The organism is Pseudomonas sp. CGJS7 (assembly GCF_036961695.1).
This window is the reverse complement of record NZ_JBAMDI010000006.1, coordinates 16833-34905: the sequence shown is the minus strand read 5'-3', so window position 1 is coordinate 34905 and position 18073 is coordinate 16833. Positions and strand designations below refer to the sequence as shown.

The window sequence follows — 18073 nt, the reverse complement described above, 5'->3', positions numbered from 1 at the left end:
GTGGCCGATGCGCGCCGCCTGCCGGGCATCCAGATCGACGTGGCGCCGCAAGCCGCGTCCGAGGCGCTGCCGCGCATGGACGTGGCGGTGCTGGTGGGTTTCGCCGCGACCGGGCCGCTGCATCTGCCGGTGGCGGTGGAAGGCCCGGCGCAGTATGCGGCGGTGTTCGGCGACGACGCCGCGCTGGCCTGGGACACGGCCCGCGGCGAACGCGTGTCGGCCCAGCTCGGCCCCGCGGTGCGCGCGTTCTTCGCCAACGGCGGCCGGCGTTGCTGGGTGATCCGGGTGGCGCGCAGTCTGGCGCTGGAACGGGTGCGGATCGGCGCGGACGCCGAACTCGCCAACGACTTGGCGCGCAGCAACCGCTTCGCCTTGCCCGGCCTGCTGGCCGTGCACGCCGATGGTTCGATCGCGCCGGCGAGCATGGCGGCGCGTTGCGAAGGCTCGTGGTCGGATGGGCTGCGCGTGGACGTGGCGCTGGAGCAACGCGGCTTCGCCGTCGACGCGTGGTCGGTGGTGGATTCGCCCGCTTCGGCGCGCTACGCATTTCTCTGCCGTCAGGCCTTGCGCCCCGGCGACCTGCTGCAACTCGGCGACGATCCCGCGCTGCGCATCTATGCGCGCACCGAGCGGGTCGCCGCCGGCGCGACGCCGCAGGCGCCGTATGCGGTGGAAGTCAAAGTGCTGGCCGCGTTCGAGGCCTTGAGCGCGGCCAGTCCGCCCGCGGTTGTGGCCGGCTGGGCCAGCGCCGCCGAATCGTCCGATCCATGGCCGGCGTTGCTGCATGAGCCGACGCCCGACGACCCGCGCGGCGAAGCGCAGTTGCAGCTGCAAGCCGCGCTCGACAGCGAGCCCTTCGCCACCGGCGCGTGGCTGCGTTTCGCCGCCGCGGGCGAGGTGTCGTGGCTGCGCGCGGACGAAATCGAGCGCCAGCCCGACCCGTCCGCGAGTCCGGCCACCGATACCGTGCCGATCCGGATCGCCGCACGCGGCCCGGCCTGGCGCGAACTCGATCCGGGCGCGCTCGCGCTCGCCGCGTTCGGTTCGGCGCAACAACTGCAGATCGAATTGCGCGCGGCCGATGCGGCCGGACTGTCGTCGCGGGTGCGTCCGCTGGCGCTGACGCCGCAACGCAGCGGCAACGCTTGGGAACTGCAAAACGATCAAGAACACTACCGCCAGCACAACGATCTGGCCGCGGCCAAACCGGCGCAGTTGCAGCGCTTCCCGCTGGCCGCCGACGAAACCACGCAGCCGCTGGCATGGCTGCCGCTCGGCGCGAGCGTGGGTTTCTCCGCCGCGGTCGGGCCGTTGCCGCTCGCCGGCACCGCCTTGGAACGCGACGGCTTGTCTCGCTACGACCGCGATCTGTTTCTGGACCCGGACCTGGCCGACGACGGCGTCGCCACCCTGCCCGGCCATGCCGAAGACATTCGCCTGATCCGCCCGCAGACCCGCGATCTGTTCGGCCTGCATGCGGCGTTCGCGATCGGCGAAGGCGGCTTGTTCAACCAGGCCAGCCTGCTGGCCCTGCCCGACGCCGGCCACATCGGCTGGCACCGGCGCATCGACGACATCGCCGCGCCGACGGCGGTCGAAGCCGGCGCGACGCCCGCGCATTGGCGCGACCATCGCGGCGCCTGCCTGCGCGAAGGCGACGAAACCAGCGAGGTTCCGCTGCTCGAACCCGACTTCGGCCGATTCCTCGATTGCGACACCCGGCTGATCCAAGCGCCGGTCCTGACCGGCCCGCAAGCGCCGGTGGCGCCGGGCAACTGCCTGCTGAGCTGGACCCAGAGCGAAACCGACGCCACGTATGCGTTGTTCGAAGCCGCGCTCGCCGACTTCAGCGACGAGCGCGAGATCCACCGCGGCGCGGCGACCGAGCACGTGCTCTACCAAACCCGCGAAGGCGATTACCACTACCGCGTGCGCGCTCATGTCGGCGAGCAAAGCAGCGCGCCGTCCAATCCCGTCACCGTGCGGGTTCGCGCGCAAGACTGGGTGCAGGCCGACCCGCTCGCCGCGCAGGCCGCGCTGGAACCGGAATGGCTGGCGATCCACCGCGCCGCGCTGCGGCTGTGCGCGGCCAGCGGCGATCTGTTCGCGGCCTTGTCGATGCCGCGCCACTTCCGCGCCAGCCAGGCGCTGCGTTACGCCCGCCGCCTGCGCGAGGTCCGCGGCATCGACGACGTCTTCGATCCGCTGGCGCTGGCCTTCGACGAAGCGCGCGCGCTCAGCTACGCGGCCTTGTACTTTCCCTGGCTGCAATCCGATGCGCGCAGCGGCGACGGCGACGCGGGCGACTCCGCTCAGCGGCGCAGCCCTCTGGTGGTCCCGCCCGACGGCGTGGCCCTGGGCGTGCTGGCCGCGCGCGCCAGCCGCCGCGGCGCCTGGATCGCCGCGGCCAACGAACCGATGCGCGATGTGATCGCACTGACTCCGCGCATCGATGCAGGCGAACGCCAGGCGCTGCAGGACGCGCAGATCAATCTGCTGCGCGACGACCCGCGCGGCTTCTTCGCCCTGTCGGCCGACACCTTGTCGCTAGACGCCGACCTGCGTCCGATCAACGTCCGCCGCTTGCTGATCCTGCTGCGCCGCATCGCCCTGCGCCGCGGCAGCAGCTATGTATTCGAACCCAACGGGCCGATGCTGTGGCGTTCGGTGCAGCGCGGCTTCGACCAGTTGCTGGGCGAGCTGTTCCGCCGCGGCGCCTTCGCCGGCGCCACCGCCGAGCAGTCGTTCCGGGTGGTCACCGACGAAGGCGTGAACCCGCCGGGCGCGATCGACGCCGGCCGCTTCGTGGTCGAACTGCGGGTAGCGCCGTCGCTGCCGATGCGCTTCATCGCCGTGCGCCTGGCCCAGAGCGGCGAGCGTTTGACGGTGCGGGAGGAGCTCTGACATGGCCGCCGTCTACCCGTTCACCAACTTCAATTTCTCCATCGAGATCAACCGCGGCGGCGACGCCAAGCCGCTGGTCGCCGCCGCGTTCTCCGAGTGCGACGGCCTGGAGATGAGCATGGAGGTCAAGACCATCCGCGAAGGCGGCGACAACGGCCGCCAGATCCGCCTCAACGGGCCGGCGAGTTTCGGCCAGTTGGTGCTCAAGCGCGGCATGACCGACAACTTCGATCTGTGGGACTGGTTCGGCGACAGCCTGACCGATCCGCGTCTGCGCGCCAACGCCGAAGTGGTGATCTTCGCCGCCGACGGCAGCACCGTGCGCGCGCGCTTCGTGCTGTCGCGCTGCGTGCCGGTGAAGCTCAAGGCGCCGCAGTTGAATGCGCGCGACGGGCAAGTGGCGGTGGAAGAGCTGCAGTTGGCCTACGAAAGCCTGACCCTGAAACGTCCGGACTCCAGATGAGGATGCGCGCATGAGCCTGGAAAAAGCCCATCTGTACGAACTCGACCAGAGCCTGGCCAACGAAAAGCCCGACGGCCGCCGGGTCGAGGTGCAGTTCAATCCGGAAACGCTGAAGGTCACCTTCGCCAACCAGATCGTGCAGCCGCAGGGCGGCGATCAGGCCGCCGGCAATGCGGGCCGGCAGTTCGTCGGCGCGGGCACCACCAAGCTGGCCTTGCAGCTGTGGTTCGACGTGACCGCGATGGAGAAGGACGCGGTCGACGACGTGCGCCGGATCACCCGCGATGTCACCTACTTCATGACCCCGCAGCCGTCCGACCAGGACCCGAAGAAACTCGCGCCGCCGGGCGTGCGCTTTCACTGGGGCAGTTTTCTGTTCGACGGCATGGTCGAGGGCATGGAGGAATCGCTGGAGTTCTTCTCCAAGGACGGCAAGCCGCTGCGTTCGAGCATCACTCTGACTTTGTCGCAACAAAAGATCTTGTCGGCCGAGTTCAAGGGCGACGGCAAGGTGCCGAATCAGCCTGGGCAGGCGCCGCTGAAGAGCGCGAAGCAAGGCGATTCGCTGCAGACCATGGCGGGCAAGAACGGCAAGTCGGATTGGCAGGGAATCGCTTCGGCCAATGGGATCGAGGATCCGCTACGGATGGCGCCTGGGCAGTTGGTGGATCTGAATCTCTCCGCGGGGGCTTCGGTTGGTGTCGGCGTTTCGGCGGGCGCGGGTACAGCGATCGGGGTGGGTATCGGCTTCGGAGAAGGTGCGTCAAACACCTCTTCGGTTGGACTCAACGCATCGCTGGGCGGCTCGGTCGGCGGCTCGGTTTCGTTCGGATAAGGGGATTCGGTCATGGGCGTGGTGATCAACGAATTCGAAGTGCTGGCCGAACCGCAACCCGCGGCCAAGCAGGACGGCGGCGGCGCGGAAGCCGAAGCGCCGCAGAAGCTCGACCCGCACGAACTGCGCGCCGTGCAACGGCAACTGGAATACAGCGCATCGCGGGTCTGGGCGCATTGAACTGAACCACGATCGCAACGAGGACACGGAACGAACTCATGGGCGACACCGCCACATTGCCGCTGCAAGCCTCGCGTCCTTCGGTGGAGATCGACGGCCGCGCGCAAGCGACGCTGACCAGTTCGCTGATGGCGATGGATGTGACCGAAAGCGAAGCCGGTCTGGCCCGTTGCGAGCTGTGGTTCGGCAATTGGGGCGGCCCGGACAAGGCCGGCTTCCAGCATTTCGGCCGCGATCTGCTCGAGTTCGGCAAGGCGGTGAAGATCAAGCTCGGCGACGCGGCCTTGTTCGAAGGCCGCATCTTCGCCATCAACGCGCGCTTCCCCGAAGGCGGCACGCCGCAAATCGGAGTCTGCGCGGAAGACCGTTTGCAGGATCTGCGCATGACCCGCCGCAGCCGCGGGTTCGCCGACGCCAGTCTGGCCGATGTCGCCCGCGCCATCGCCAACGACCACGGGCTGAGCCCGCAACTGGATCTGAGCGGTGAAACCCACAAGCTGATGGCCCAGGTCAATCAGAGCGATCTGGCGTTCCTGCGCGACATGGCCCGGCGCGAGGACGCGCAGATCTGGGTCGACGGCGACCGCTTGCACGCGGCGCAACGCAGCCGCCGCAACGGTCCGGCCCTGGAGCTGTCGTGGGCCGGATCGCTGCGCGAGTTCGAAGTCGGCGCCGATCTGGCCCATCAACGCACCCAGTTGGTCGGCGCGGGCTGGAGCGTGGCCGACAAACGCGGGGCCAAACACGAGGCCGACGAAGCGGCGATCCGCGCCGAACTCGGCGGCAACGCCAGCGGCGCGCAGACCTTGCAACAAGCCTTCGGCCGCCGCGCCGACACCTACGCGCACGCCCTGCCGCTGTCGGACGGCGAAGCGCGGGTGTTCGCCGAATCCGGCTTCCGGCACATGGCGCGCCGCTTCGTCACCGGCCGCGGCGTGGCCGAAACCAAGCCCGACTTGCGGGTCGGCACGCGCTTGACCATCAAGGGCGTGGGGCCGTTGTTCGAAGGCGAGTACTGGGTCACCCACGTGCAGATCCGCTTCGAGTCCAAGCTGGGTCTGCGCACCGAATTCTGCTGCGAGCGTCCTTCGCTGGGGCGGGCCTGAGCATGCGCATCGTCGATCTGCCCGCCTACGAGGCACTGTTGAACGAACGCCAGAGCAGCGGCTGGGGCGGGCGCTGGTACGGGGTGTTCGTGGCCCTGGTGATCGACATCAAGGACCCCGACAACCAGGGCCGGGTCAAGATCGCCCTGCCCTGGTCGCCCGATGCCGGCGGCCAGCGCTACGAAGGCTGGGCGCGCGTGGCCAGCTTGTTCGCCGGCGACAACCGCGGCGCCTGGTTCGTGCCGGATGTCGACGATGAAGTGCTGGCCGCGTTCGAACACGGCGATCCGCGCCGGCCGTGCGTGCTCGGCGGCATGTGGAACGGCCGCGACCGCCCGCCCGCATCGATGGACGGCGCCGGCAAGAACTACAAGAAGGTGCTGCGCTCGCGCAACGGCGTGCAGATCACCCTCGACGACAACGACGGCCGCGAGCAATTGCTGCTGGAAACGCCGGGCGGACAAAAGCTCACCCTCAAGGACGGACCCGGCGCGGTCGAGATCGCCGACAGCAACGGCAACTCGGTCAAGCTGGAAACCGCCGGCATCACCATCACCGCCGCGGCCAAGGTCACCGTCAACGCCAGCCAGGTCGCGGTCAGCGCCGGCATGGTCACGGTCGACGCGGGCATGTCGACGTTCTCCGGGGTGGTCAAGGCCGACACCGTGATCTGCAACAGCATCGTCAGCGCCTCGTACACGCCGGGCGCGGGGAACATCTGGTGACCGCCATGCACGCCGAACCCTTACGTTCCTGGAGCTCGCCATGAACCCGCATCCCTTGCGCTGGCAGGCGCCGCAACCGCTGTGGTCGCGCTTCGAAGACGGCGCGCAGGCGCAGCAACAGGCCAGCCCGGCGATCCTGCGCTTCGCCAGCGACGAATTCATGGAACAGTTGCTCGGCACCTTGGCGCGCGATCCCACCCGGATCGATGCGTTGATCGCGCGCCACGAGACCTGGCGCAAGCCGATGAGCGATCCGCCGGATCTGGTCGAACGCACGCCGCTGCCGCGGCTGGCGCAGAGCGCGCATCGCGCCAGCACCGCCAAGCTCACGGCCGCCCCGATCGCCAATGAGCCGGCGCAGGCGCCGCCGCTGAAGCTGTATCAGGCCGCGCACCAGCGCCATTACCTGGCCACCGCCAGCCTGGTCTGCGGCGTGCACGGTCTGCCCGAGCACGGCCTGGTGCCCGGCGGCGGCGAAGAAGTCGGCATGGTCCTGCGCCGGCTGCTGCCGCTGCCCGGCGGGCCGGCCGATGCGCTGCACGAGTTCGCCTACATCAAGGACGCGCAAGGCGCGCGCTGGCAACGCTGCGATGAGAGCGCGTTCGTGGCCGGCGAAGAACGGCTGCCGGCGTTCGCGCTGAGTTATCTCGACGAAAGTCAGCGCCGCCGCAGCCTGTGGGCCGGCACCGTGCCGGTCGGACGGCGCGAGGAATACCTCGGCGTGCGCGTCGATCCGACCCCAGTGGCGGATTTCGCCCAGGCCCAGCGCGAGCAAGTCGGCGGGCGTCCGGCCGCGGCGGCCGCGCCGTCCAAGTTGGCGCGCATGGCCCAGTTCCAGATCGAAGTCGGCGAGCCGTGGAAGAACATGATCCGCTCGGCGTTCAAGCTGGCCGCGCAGGAGGCTTCGCCGCAAAGCATCGGCGGCGACTCGGAAAGCGCGGCGACGCGCAAGCTGCGCGCGCTGCATTTCAATCTGCAGCAGCAGAGCCAGTCGTGGCTGGTGTTGCTCGATTGCGCCGAACTGCTGGCGACCTATCTGCCCGACGTATGGAACGCGATCGAACACGACGGCGCCGGTTACGCCAACTTGTCGCCGCAGCGCCGCGCCTTGTACGACTGGCTGGGTACGGTCTCGATGAGCGCCGCGCTGATCAACGCGCTGCAAGCCCTGCCCGCCTATGCGGTGATGCCGACGATGCGCGCCGCGCTCAAGGCGATCCGCGCGCCCGGCGTCGGCGACCGACTGCAAGCCAGCACCGCCACCTACGCCGCCAATCCCGCCGACCCGTCCGCGCCGAACGACACCCGCGGTTTGCCCGACTGGCCGCGCTTTCATTTCTGCCTGGCCGGCGTCGCCGAAAACCTCACCTCCACCGGCCCGTACAGCGCGCTCGACGCCCTGGGCGACGACGCGCAAGTCGCGCCCGATCCGGTCGCCGGCGCGGTGCCGGGCCAGGACTGGGCGCGCAAGGTCGACCGCTTCGTCGCCCTGTATGCGCGCGCGCTGGAAGCCAATGCCGAAACCGATGCGCCGCCGGTGCCGTTCGCGCTGCAGGTCAAGAACGCGCTCGGCAACAACCTGGGCGCCAATCTCGGCGACGGCGGTTGGTTCGTGCTGCGCTTCGTCCACGGCAACCGCGATTGCGGGCCGCTGCATCCGCCGCTGCTGTCGCAGCCCACCCAACGCTTCCGCCTGGCCAGCTTCTTCGACGCCGACGCGCCGGCGCGGCCGATCCGGATTTCGCTGCCGGTCGATACCAGCCCGGCGGGCCTGCGCAAATTCCAGAAGAACACCGCCTTCGTGATGAGCGACATGCTGTGCGGGCAAGTGCAGCGCGCCAAGGGCATGGGCCTGATCGATCTGGTGCTGTCGGTGCTGCCGTGGCCGCTGCACAAGGATCTGCCCGCCGGCGACGGCGGCCCTTGCCAGAGCGGCGGCATCAACATCGGCATGATCTGCTCGCTGTCGATTCCGATCATCACCATCTGCGCGCTGATCCTGCTGATCATCATCGTCTCGCTGTTCGATCTGATCTTCCGCTGGCTGCCGTACTTCGTCATCTGCTTCCCCGTGCCCGGGCTCAAGGGCAAGAAGGAGGCGCCATGAACGCGAGCGTGTTCGGACGCGGCTTCTCGTTCCCGCCGCGGGTCGGGCCGGACGGCGGTTTCGTGTGGTCCAGCGGCGAGGACAATATTCGCGAGTCGATCGCGCTGATCCTCAAGACCGAACCCGGCGAGCGCGTCGGCCAGCCCGAATTCGGCGCCGGCCTGGCCCGGTTTTTGTTCGAACCCAACAACGCCGGCACCCATGCGCGCATGCGCGATGCCATGCAGCGCGCCTTGGCGCGCTGGGAGCGGCGCATCCAGGTCGAGCAGATCGACGTGGCCGCGCATCCCGGCGAAGCCGAAACCGCGCTGGCGACCATCACCTACCGGCTGGTCGCCACCGCCGCCCGCGAGCGCATCAGCCTCGCGATCCCGCTGGCCGTGAACTGAGGCCGCCACGATGCCGCTCGCGCCCCCGCCCATCGACGATCGCCGCTACGCCCAACTGGTCGAAGACACGCTGGCGCGCGCGAGCGTGCACACGCCGGAGTGGACCAACTTCAACCAGAGCGACCCGGGCGTCACCCTGGTGCAGTTGTTCTCGTTCCTCACCGAAAACCTGCTGTACCGCGCCAACCTTACGCCCGAGCGCAACCGGCTCAAGTTCCTGCAGATGCTGCGGGTGCCGCTGGCCAGCGCGGCGGCCGCGCAAGGCCTGGTGAGCTTCGACAACCAGCGCGGTCCGGCCAGCGCGCAGACACTGGCTGCCGATCTGGAAGTGCGCGCCGGCGCGATTTCGTTCCGCACCCAGTTGGGCCTGGACGTGCTGCCGGTGGAGGCGCGGGTCTACTTCAAGCGCCGGATCGAGCAGCCCAGCGCGGAGTTGCTGGATTACTACAAGCTGCTGTACGCCTCGTACCAGCTGCCCTTCCCCAGCGACGTGCAGTTGTACAAGACCCTGGCGCTGGACCGTAAGACCGTCGATAGCGTCGATCTCAACGCAGACACGGTCGATCGTTCGCTGTGGATCGCGCTGCTGGCGCGCTCCGGCGACGCGCCCGGCGGCGATGAGGATCCATGGAAAACCGTGCGCGACGCGCTCGGCGGACGCACTCTGACCTTGGGCCTGGTGCCGGCGCTGGATACCTCCGGCGCGCAGTTGTCGCCGGCCGGCAACGCCCAGAGCCGGCAGTTGCTGCGCTTCGAATTGCCCAACGTCGCCGCCGACCGACGGGTTCCGCGCGATGCGAGCGACCGCCCCGCGCCGGCCTATCGGCAACTGGAACCGCGCACCGATGTGGATCTGTTGTCGGTGCCCGGCGTGGTGCAACTGACCCTGCCGCCGGCCGCGCAACTGGGGCTGTGGCAAGACATCGATCCGCTGGAAGGCGGCGTCGGCGACATGCCGCCGAGTCTGGACGATCCGGCCTTGGCCGCGCGCACGCTGACGTGGCTGCGGATACGCGCCGACGGCGCGGCCCAGGCGCGCCTGCGCTGGGCCGGCATCAACGCAGCGCCCGTGCGGCAGATTCAGCGGGTAGCGTCGGAGCCGTTGGCCGATGGCGACGGGCGTCCCGATCAAACCCGCCGACTGGCGCGGCGCCCGGTGCTGCCCGGTTCGGTGCAGGTGCTGACTCGTTTGGGCGAGGCCGCGCCGCAGCGCTGGAGCGAAATCGACGATCTGGCCGCGGCCGCGCCGGAGGTGCCGGTGGCCGATCCGCGCCGCGCCGACGCCGCACGCTGCGCCGGCGACGCGCTCACCGAAGTGTTCGAACTCGACGCCGAAGCCGGCGAACTGCGCTTCGGCGACGGCTTGCGCGGACGCCGGCTGCCGCTCGGTGCGCGGGTGTTCGCCGCTTACGATTTCTGCCAGGGCGCGCAAGGCAACGTCGCCGAACAGGCCATCGATACCGCACCGCAACTGCCGCAAGGTTTCGCGGTCAGCAACCCGGTCCGCACCTGGGGCGGCGCCGATGCGGAAAGCACCGACAGCGGCGAGAAGCAGGTGCGCCGTTATCTGCAGCACCGCGACCGCATGGTCAGCGTCGACGATTTCGAATCGGTCGCCTGCCGCGCGCCGGGCGTGCAGATCGGCCGGATCGAAATCCTGCCGGCGTTCCATCCGGACCTGTCGCCGAACGAACCCGGCTCGGCGCCGGGCGTGGTCACGGTGCTGGCGATTCCGCGCACCGATCCGGGCCAGCCCGATGCGCCGCGCGCCGATCGCTTGTTCCTCAACGCGCTGTGCCGGCATCTGGACCCGCGCCGGCTGGTCACCACCGAACTGGTGGTGCGCGGCGCCGATTACAAAGGCGTGTGGATCAGCGTCGGCATCGAAGCCGCGGCCGGTTATGCGATCGCGCAAGTGGTCGACGACGTCAAACGCCGTCTGCGCGAGTATCTGGCGCCGATCGGCCCGGCCGGCGCGCAACCGCGCCAGGCCGCGCTGTTCACCCCGCGCGGCAACGATCCGGCGCGCGGCTGGCCGCTGCGCACCGCGGTCGCGGCGCGGGTGTTGCTGGCCGAAGTCGCGCGGGTGTCGGGCGTTACCTCGGTCGCCGATGTGCTGTTGGCCGAAGGCGAACGCGCGGCCAGCGACTTGGTCGAGATGAGCGGGCTGCAACTGCCGCGGATTCTCGGCATCTCGGTGGTGGTCGGCGATCCGCTGCCGATCGACGCGCTGCGCGGCAGCAACAGCGGCTCCGGTGGCGGCTCCGGCGTTAGCGCGCCGTTGCTGCCGGTGCCGGTGGTGCCGGAGACCTGCTGATGAACGTCAACGGCGCCCGCTTCCAGATGCTGTTCGGCCGCGAGGATTGGTCGCGCTGCCGCGACCGCGAAGGCCGGCCGCTGGCGGACTGGTGGGACGCATTCGCCAGCCCGATGCCGCAGGCACCGGCGGATCTGCCCGCCTGGGACGCCGCCGCCAGCGAACTGAGCCTGCAACCGCAGGCGATCGAACTGCCGGCCACCGGCGGCGAAGCGCGCTTGAGTCTGGATGCGCGCCGCAGCGCCGACGCCGACCGTCACGGCAATGTCTATCGCGTCGCCGACGATGCGCGCTCGCTGCGCGTGGCATCGGCCGGCAGCGGCACGGAAAGCGAATTCTGGCCGGCCCTGGCCGCCGATGGCGCGCGCCGCGCGTCCTCGTTCCAGCCGCATCCCAACGCGCCGGCCGCGCCAGCCGAACGCTATCGCTGCGTGGCGGTGAGCGCCGACGATTATCTGATCGTCGCCTTCGAACGCGGCGCGCTGCGCGGGGTGATGAGTTTCGACTTGATCTCCGGCGGCCCGCCGCTGGAAACCGCGTGGCCGGCGCAGGTGCCGTTCGAACCGTTCGCGCTGTGCGCACGCCACGGCGGCGGCGCCTGGGTGCTGGACCGCGCGAACCGGCGACTCTGGGAACTCGACTGCACCCTGGCGGTGGTAGACAGCGGTCAACCGATGCAGCCCCTGCCCGCGCCAGCGATCGACGATTTCCAACCGCTGTTGGGGCCGCCGCGGATACAACCGGCGTTGACGTTCCCGGCCGGATTGGATCTGACTTCGCTGACCCCGGCCATCGCCGATCCCATCGCGATTCAATCGCACGCCGAGCAACGGGTGATGGTGCTGGACCGCGACCTGCCCGGCCGACGCTCGCGGGTGGTGCGCCTGCGGCGCCAAGGCGACAGCTGGAACGCCGATGCCTCGCAATGGCTCGATGCCCTGCCCGCGCTGGCGCACGACATGCTCTACGCGTCCGGACTCGGCGCCAAACCGGGCGGCGCCGCGCCGCGCTTGTTCGTCGCCAGCGAAATCGGCAACCAGGTGCACGCCTTCGAACCCATCGACCACGACGACGGCTTCGCCCTGCGCGCGCCGGCCGAACTGTATCCGCTGCGCCGCTACGCCGGCCGCGCCCTGGTTTCGCTGGGCGGCATGGCTTACTACGACAGCGGCGCGAATCAACCGCGCTGGACCCCGGTGGTGCAACAACACCGGCAACGCTACGCGGCCCAGGCGCAACTGATCACCCCGGCCTTCGACAGCGAAGAACTCGGCACGGTCTGGGACAAGCTGTTGTTCGACGGCTGCGTGCCGCCGGATACCGAAGTGCTGGTGGAAAGCCGCGCCGGCGATGAGCTGGACGGTTGGTTCGCCGGACAAGCGCAACCGGCGACGGACGCGCAAGTGATCGGCGAGTGGCTGCGCGAACCCGCGCCGCGCCTGCGCGGCGACGGCCCGGAACTGCCGTGGCTGCGCCGCGAAGCCGCGCGCCAGACCCGGCGCGAAGCCGGCGCCGGCACCTGGGAGTTGCTGCTGCAACGCGCGCGCGGCCGCTACCTGCAACTGCGGCTGACCCTGGTCAGCCGCAACGGCACCGGCAGCCCGCGTTTGCGCGCGCTGCGGCTGTGGGCGCCGCGCTTCTCCTATCCGCAGCGGTTCCTGCCGGCGGTGTACCGCGAAGACCCGGGCAGCGGCGAGTTCCTGGAGCGCTGGCTAGCCAATTGCGAAAGCACCCTGACCGAAATCGAAGACCGGGTGGTGCAAGTCGAATCGCTGTTCGATGCGCGCAGCGTTCCGCAGGACGCGCTGGCGTGGCTGGCGGGCTGGTTCGATCTGGCCCTGGACCCGGCCTGGGACGAACGCCGCCACCGTCTGCTGGTGGTGCACGCGATGGATTTCTTCCGCTGGCGCGGCACCGTGCACGGCTTGCGCCTGGCCCTGGCGCTGGCGTTCGAAGACGATGTCGATGCGGCGATGTTCGACGGCCCGCGCGGCGGCGACGACGGCGCCGGCCGCATCCGCATCGTCGAGGCGTATCAGGCGCGGCTGGTGGAAACGCTGATCGCCGACGCCGCCGCGACTGCCGCCGGACCGCGCACGGTATCGCGGCAGACGCTGTGGACGCCGGCCGAAGGCAACGCCGGTCTGGCCGATCGCTACGCCGCGTGGCAGCAACGCCAAGCCAGCGCGCTGGAGCAGATCGTCCCGTTCTCGCTGGCGCCGCCGGCCGACGACGACGCGGCGCGGCAATGGCGCGGGTTCGCCCAGGCCGCGCTGGGATTCGTCCCCGCCGCCGGCGCCGCCGAACGCGCGCGTTGGCGCGGCCTGCTGCAATCGCGTTACCCGCAGATCGACGCGCTCAACCGCGCCCACGACCGCCAGTACGCCGGCTTCGACGATGTGCGCTTGCCGACCGCGCCGCTGTCCACCGAAGCCGCGCGCGCGGACTGGTCCGATCACTGCGCGCGCAACGCGCAAGTGCGCGAGCGCCGGCTGTGGCAGGACTTCCTGGCCCGCCGTTATCGCCGGATCGAACGCCTGCGCGACGCCCACCGCGCCGCCTGGGACGACTTCGAACAAGTGCCGGTGCCCGACGCGCTGCCGGCGACGCTGCAGGCGCAGACCGACTGGTTGCAGTTCGAGCGGCAACTGCTGGCCATGCACCGCAGCGCGCACCGCTTCTCGGTGCTGCTGCCGGTGGCCAGCGTGATCGCCGATCCGTATGCGCTGGAGCAGAAGCTGGCCCTGGCGCGGCGCATCGTCGAACTGGAAAAACCCGCGCACACCGTGTTCGACGTGCGCTTCTACTGGGCCTTCAACCGCGTCGGCGAGGCGCGGCTGGGGCTGGATACGCAACTGGGCGCCGGCAGCCGCGCGAGCGAGCTGATCCCCGATGCCGTGGTGGGCCGGGCCTACCTCGGCGCCAGTTTCATCGGCGGTCGCCAGCGCCTGCACGGGCGCGACCGGATGTCGCTGGACTGCTGAACACCGCGAACCGAACAAGGGAGTCGAACCATGGGCTGCTGCAACGAACCGGTGACCACATTGACGGGCCTGCCCGCCGATCCCACGCAGCACGTCAATTTCGAGCGCGGCATGGTGCTCGGCGTGGACGACTTCAAACAGGAGTTCGCGTATCTGTCCGGGCGCGACCAATGGCTGGCGCGCGAAGCGCTGGGCTACGGCACCCTCAGCGGCCTGCGGGTGCGCTGGGAAGACAGCGGCAGCGACGGCCCGCGCCTGCACGTATCGGCCGGTTCCGCGCTGACCCCGGGCGGGCGTTTGCTGTGCATCGGCGCCGACCAGTGCGCGGTGCTCAACCGCTGGCTGGCCAAGCCCGACAACGCCGCGATGGTCGCGCGCATGCTCGATCCCGCGCTGCCGCCGGGCTCGCCGCCGACCGTCACCTCCGGCGCGGTGTCGCTGTACCTGACCGCCTGCTACGCCGATTGCCAGACCCGGCCGGTGCCGATTCCGGGCGAGCCCTGCCGCTCGGAAGATGAGTTGATGAAGCCCTCACGCGTGGCCGACGACTTCCGTCTGGAGCTGCGCGAGCATCCGCCGGCGCAAGTCGAAGAAGACGCGCTGCGCGACTTCGTGCGCTGGCTGCGCGGCAATGTCGCCATCCTCGACACCAGCCCGCCCGCGCCGGCCGACCCCGCCGGTTGGTTAGCGGCGCTCACTGCCGCGGTGCAGCCGTGGCTCGACGCGCAGACGCTGTCGCCGCCGTTGTCGCCGCCGGCTTCGGCGCAGACGCTCGGCGATTACCTGTTCGACCTCGGCTCGCCGGTGTTGCAGTTGGCCCGCGAACACCAATGCGACTTCCTGCGCACCGCCTTCGCGTTCTGGATCGGCGAACTGCGGCCGCTGTGGATGGCGATGCGCTGCCATCGCGCCCAGTTCCCCGACACCGACTGCCTGCTGCTGGGCCGGGTGGAATTGCAGATCGTCTGGAGCGGCGGTTCGCCCAGCGGCTTGTGGCAGGTCGACGGCAGCCCCGCCGGCGTGCTGATCGACGAAAGCGCGCGGCCGTATCTGCTGCATCTGCGCATGCTGCAGGAATGGTCGCTGTGCGGCTGCGATTGCGCCGGCAACGGCGCCGACGCCGGTTTCGGCGGTTCGATGGCGATGTTCGAGGGCTCCGGTTCCGGCGAGCTGCTGTTGCCGCCGGCCTCGCCGGTCGAGTTCGTGCTCGCCGACGCCAAGCTCGGTCAAAGCGCGCAAGTGGTGATCGCCCAGGGCGGCGGCAAGATCGCCATCGCGCTGCCGGCCTCCACCGCGGCCAACGCCGGCCGGCAAGTGACGTTCAAGAACGTCGACGCCGTCGGCCTGACCCTGCTGGCCGACGTCCCCAACGGCGACGGCATCGACGGCACGCCCGAGTTGGCGATCAAGAAAAAGAAAGCCGTGACCCTGGTCGCCGACGGCGTCGGTCAATGGCATTCCATCGCGAGCATCTGAGGCGGCCATGAGCACACTCGAGGATGTCCTGCAGTTGCAGCAGCCGATCAAGGACGGCGGCATCCGCAACGTCAACTTCTTCAACGGCCGCCTGCTGACCGGCAAGGATCTCAGCCGCGAACAGCAGGCGCACCGCGAAGCCGACGCGCGCCTGGGCCTGGCGATCGGCGACGGCGTGGCGTTCGGCCTGGAAGCCGCGCGCGATCCCGACCAGGACCGGCCTGAGGCGCCGGTGTTGCGGGTGCGCGCGGGTCTGGCGATCAACCGCCTCGGCCACACCTTGCGCTTGAACGCCGACACCAGCGTCGCTCTGACCCGCCGCTTCGACGGCGGCGAGGACGGCGGCGACTGCCAATGCGTCTTCGCCCAGTGCAACCCGCTCGCCGACGGCGTGTACGTGGCCGGCGCGGGCGTGTACGTGCTCACCATCGCGCCGGCGCGGCAGGACGAAGGCCGCGCGCCCAGCAACGGTCTGGACCCGGGCAACGTGCGTTGCAATACCGATGCCACGGTCGAGGCCGTGCAGTTCCGCTTGCAGGCGATCAATCCGCTGCGTTTCGCCGATCTGGACCCGTCCTCGCCGTTGTTCCGCAATCGCCTGGCCTACCGCTGCTTCGGCATCGAAGCGCGCGACGCGGCCGCGTTCGATCCGTGGCGAGTCGATCCGCCGAGCTACGGTTTGATCGACGAACTGCGCCCGACCGGCCTGAGCGACTGCGAAGTGCCGCTGGCCCTGGTGTATTGGACCGCCGCCGGTCTGCGCTTCGTCGATACCTGGTCGGTGCGGCGGCGCTTGCTCGAACCCGACGCTCTGTCCGGCTTTTCGTTCCAACGCAATCCGCTCGATCCTGGCGAACTGTCCTCGTTCGCGTTCCTGGCGCGGGCGCGGCGGCTGGTGGAAGCGCAGGCGATGTGCGCGCAGTTCCAGCAGCATCTGGCCGATCTGCTCGCCGCCACCGCCTTGCCGGCCACGCTGCGCGCGCGCGATCACTTCCGTTATCTGCCGCCGTTCGGCGTGGTGCCGCTGCAGAACCTGCCGCTGCGCGGATTCGGCGATGCCGCGTTCTTCCAGGACATTGCGCGGCGCCCGCTGCCGGGCAGCGGCCAGCAAACCCAGTTCATCGACTCGCGTCAGATCGGCGCGCTGCAACACCAGGCGCTGGCGTTCTCGCCGACCGATTCGGCCAGCGGCGAATACCTGTGGATCTACCGCCCCTGGCAGACCGTGCAAGCGCTGAGCCAGGGCCGCGGCGTGCAACCGCTGTTGGTGTTCGCCTGCGGACAAATGCCCGAGATGGCGCTGGCGCGTTTCGATCTGGCCCGCGCCGACTTCGCCAACTATTCCAGCCACTCACTCTTCACCGTCGCCTGAGAGGAACCCGTCATGACCAGTCCGCTGTTACGCGTCAATCCAGGCGACATCATCAGCGCCACGGCCTGGAACGGCATCGTCGATAGCCTCAACGAAGCGCTGCTGCGGATCCAGGCGCTGGAATCCAGCGCGCCGGGCACTGGCCTTGCGATCACGCAACTGGTTCCGGCCGGGCCGTACCGCATCGGCGACACCTTGCAGATCATCGGCCAGAACTTCCAGTTCGCCGCCGGTGCCGCGCGGGTGTTCCTCAACGCCACCCAGGTGCTCAATCTGCTGCCGGGCTCCAACGACAGCCAGTTGCGCTTCGTCATTCCCAATATCCCCGGCGTGCTGGAAGCCGGAACCACGGTCGATCTGACCGTGTTCAATCAGAGCCAGTCGGTGACCCGGCAAGTGATCCTGCGCCCGCAACAGAATCCGTTGCAGGGCAACATCGGCATCGAATGGCTGAGCGTGGCGCCGACCACGGTGGTCGCCGGCCAACCGGTGAGCTTCACCTACCGCATCACTTCGGGCACCAACAACCTCGCCACCTGGGCCTTGAACGCAGTGGTCGACGCCGCCAACGCGGCCGCGTGGAACGCGCAGCTGCGCTTGCTCGACGGACAGGGCAACGAGCTCAGCGGCAAGCAGATCACGCTGGCGCCGGGGCAACAAGCCACGGTGCAGGTGCAGATCCCCAGCGTTCCGGCCGTCGTCAACGGCACCACCTTCGGCATGACCCTGAGCGCGAACGCGGCGACCATCACCGGCACCAGCGGCATCCGCCAGTTCGTGGTCGGCACGCCGACGCCGCCGCCGGATCAGAGCATCCATCTGGAAGTCGATGCCGCGGCCTCGCTCGGCGCGCTCAACGGCACCACCCTGACCGTGCCCGGCGGACAGAACCGCAGGCTGGTGTTCACCGCGACCTTCACCGTCGCCGGCGTCTACACCATCACCCGCAGCGTGCTCGGCGCCGCCACCGGCTGGTCGGTCAATCTGGACGACGGAACCATCGACACCATCCAGATCAATCCCGGCGATCTGATCTCCGGCAGCACCGCGCGTCCGTTGAGCTACCGCGTCGCCGCCACTGCCTCGGCGACGGTCAACGCGCAGGTTCAGATCAAGCTTCAGCGCCAAGGCAATACCGCCGCCTACACGACGGTTTACAACACCGTGCGCGCGTAACCGCGCATGTCCCGCAGGAATGTCGCACCAGGAGCGTTG

At 69.7% G+C, this 18073-nt stretch carries 13 protein-coding genes; all 13 read left to right on the top strand.

All coding sequences use genetic code 11. From position 1 onward, the window contains the following. From V7787_RS05965 to V7787_RS05905, 13 genes are read left to right on the top strand one after another with little or no spacing between them, the layout of a single operon-like run. Positions 1-2904, top strand: a complete 2904-nt coding sequence (locus tag V7787_RS05965) for a phage tail sheath C-terminal domain-containing protein (RefSeq protein ID WP_336086472.1) — start codon at positions 1-3, stop codon at positions 2902-2904. A 1-nt stretch (position 2905) separates the two neighbouring features. Beyond that, on the top strand, positions 2906-3367 hold the full coding sequence (locus V7787_RS05960; RefSeq protein ID WP_336086470.1) for a phage tail protein: 462 nt from the start codon (positions 2906-2908) through the stop codon (positions 3365-3367). Positions 3368-3377: 10 nt separating this feature from the next. Continuing rightward, a complete protein-coding gene (locus V7787_RS05955) occupies positions 3378-4202 on the top strand; it encodes a CIS tube protein (RefSeq protein ID WP_336086468.1) in 825 nt (274 codons plus the stop codon). Positions 4203-4214: 12 nt separating this feature from the next. Next, on the top strand, positions 4215-4382 hold the full coding sequence (locus tag V7787_RS05950; RefSeq protein WP_336086466.1) for a hypothetical protein: 168 nt from the start codon (positions 4215-4217) through the stop codon (positions 4380-4382). Positions 4383-4420: 38 nt separating this feature from the next. Continuing rightward, positions 4421-5488 carry a phage late control D family protein gene (locus V7787_RS05945; protein ID WP_336086464.1) on the top strand — a complete coding sequence of 356 codons (1068 nt, stop codon included), beginning with the start codon at positions 4421-4423 and terminating at the stop codon, positions 5486-5488. Between the two features lie 2 nt (positions 5489-5490). Continuing rightward, positions 5491-6213 (top strand): phage baseplate assembly protein V, encoded by a 723-nt coding sequence (locus V7787_RS05940; RefSeq protein ID WP_336086463.1) that lies wholly within the window; start codon positions 5491-5493, stop codon positions 6211-6213. A 40-nt stretch (positions 6214-6253) separates the two neighbouring features. Next, entirely contained in the window at positions 6254-8320 is a 2067-nt protein-coding gene (locus tag V7787_RS05935; protein ID WP_336086460.1) for a hypothetical protein, read from the top strand. Continuing rightward, positions 8317-8709 (top strand): GPW/gp25 family protein, encoded by a 393-nt coding sequence (locus V7787_RS05930; RefSeq protein ID WP_336086458.1) that lies wholly within the window; start codon positions 8317-8319, stop codon positions 8707-8709. The genes V7787_RS05935 and V7787_RS05930 overlap by 4 nt, the downstream gene beginning before the upstream one ends. A 10-nt stretch (positions 8710-8719) precedes the next feature. Further along, positions 8720-11026 carry a baseplate J/gp47 family protein gene (locus V7787_RS05925; RefSeq protein ID WP_336086456.1) on the top strand — a complete coding sequence of 769 codons (2307 nt, stop codon included), beginning with the start codon at positions 8720-8722 and terminating at the stop codon, positions 11024-11026. Beyond that, a complete protein-coding gene (locus tag V7787_RS05920; protein WP_336086454.1) occupies positions 11026-14010 on the top strand; it encodes a phage tail protein in 2985 nt (994 codons plus the stop codon). The genes V7787_RS05925 and V7787_RS05920 overlap by 1 nt, the downstream gene beginning before the upstream one ends. Before the next feature lie 30 nt (positions 14011-14040). Then, positions 14041-15486: a hypothetical protein gene (locus V7787_RS05915; RefSeq protein WP_336086451.1), complete on the top strand. Its 1446-nt coding sequence runs from the start codon at positions 14041-14043 to the stop codon at positions 15484-15486. A 7-nt stretch (positions 15487-15493) separates the two neighbouring features. Beyond that, positions 15494-16858, top strand: coding sequence for a hypothetical protein (locus tag V7787_RS05910; RefSeq protein ID WP_336086449.1), 1365 nt, complete (start codon positions 15494-15496; stop codon positions 16856-16858). Between the two features lie 12 nt (positions 16859-16870). Continuing rightward, a complete protein-coding gene (locus V7787_RS05905; RefSeq protein ID WP_336086447.1) occupies positions 16871-18034 on the top strand; it encodes an IPT/TIG domain-containing protein in 1164 nt (387 codons plus the stop codon). Positions 18035-18073: the final 39 nt, after the last annotated feature.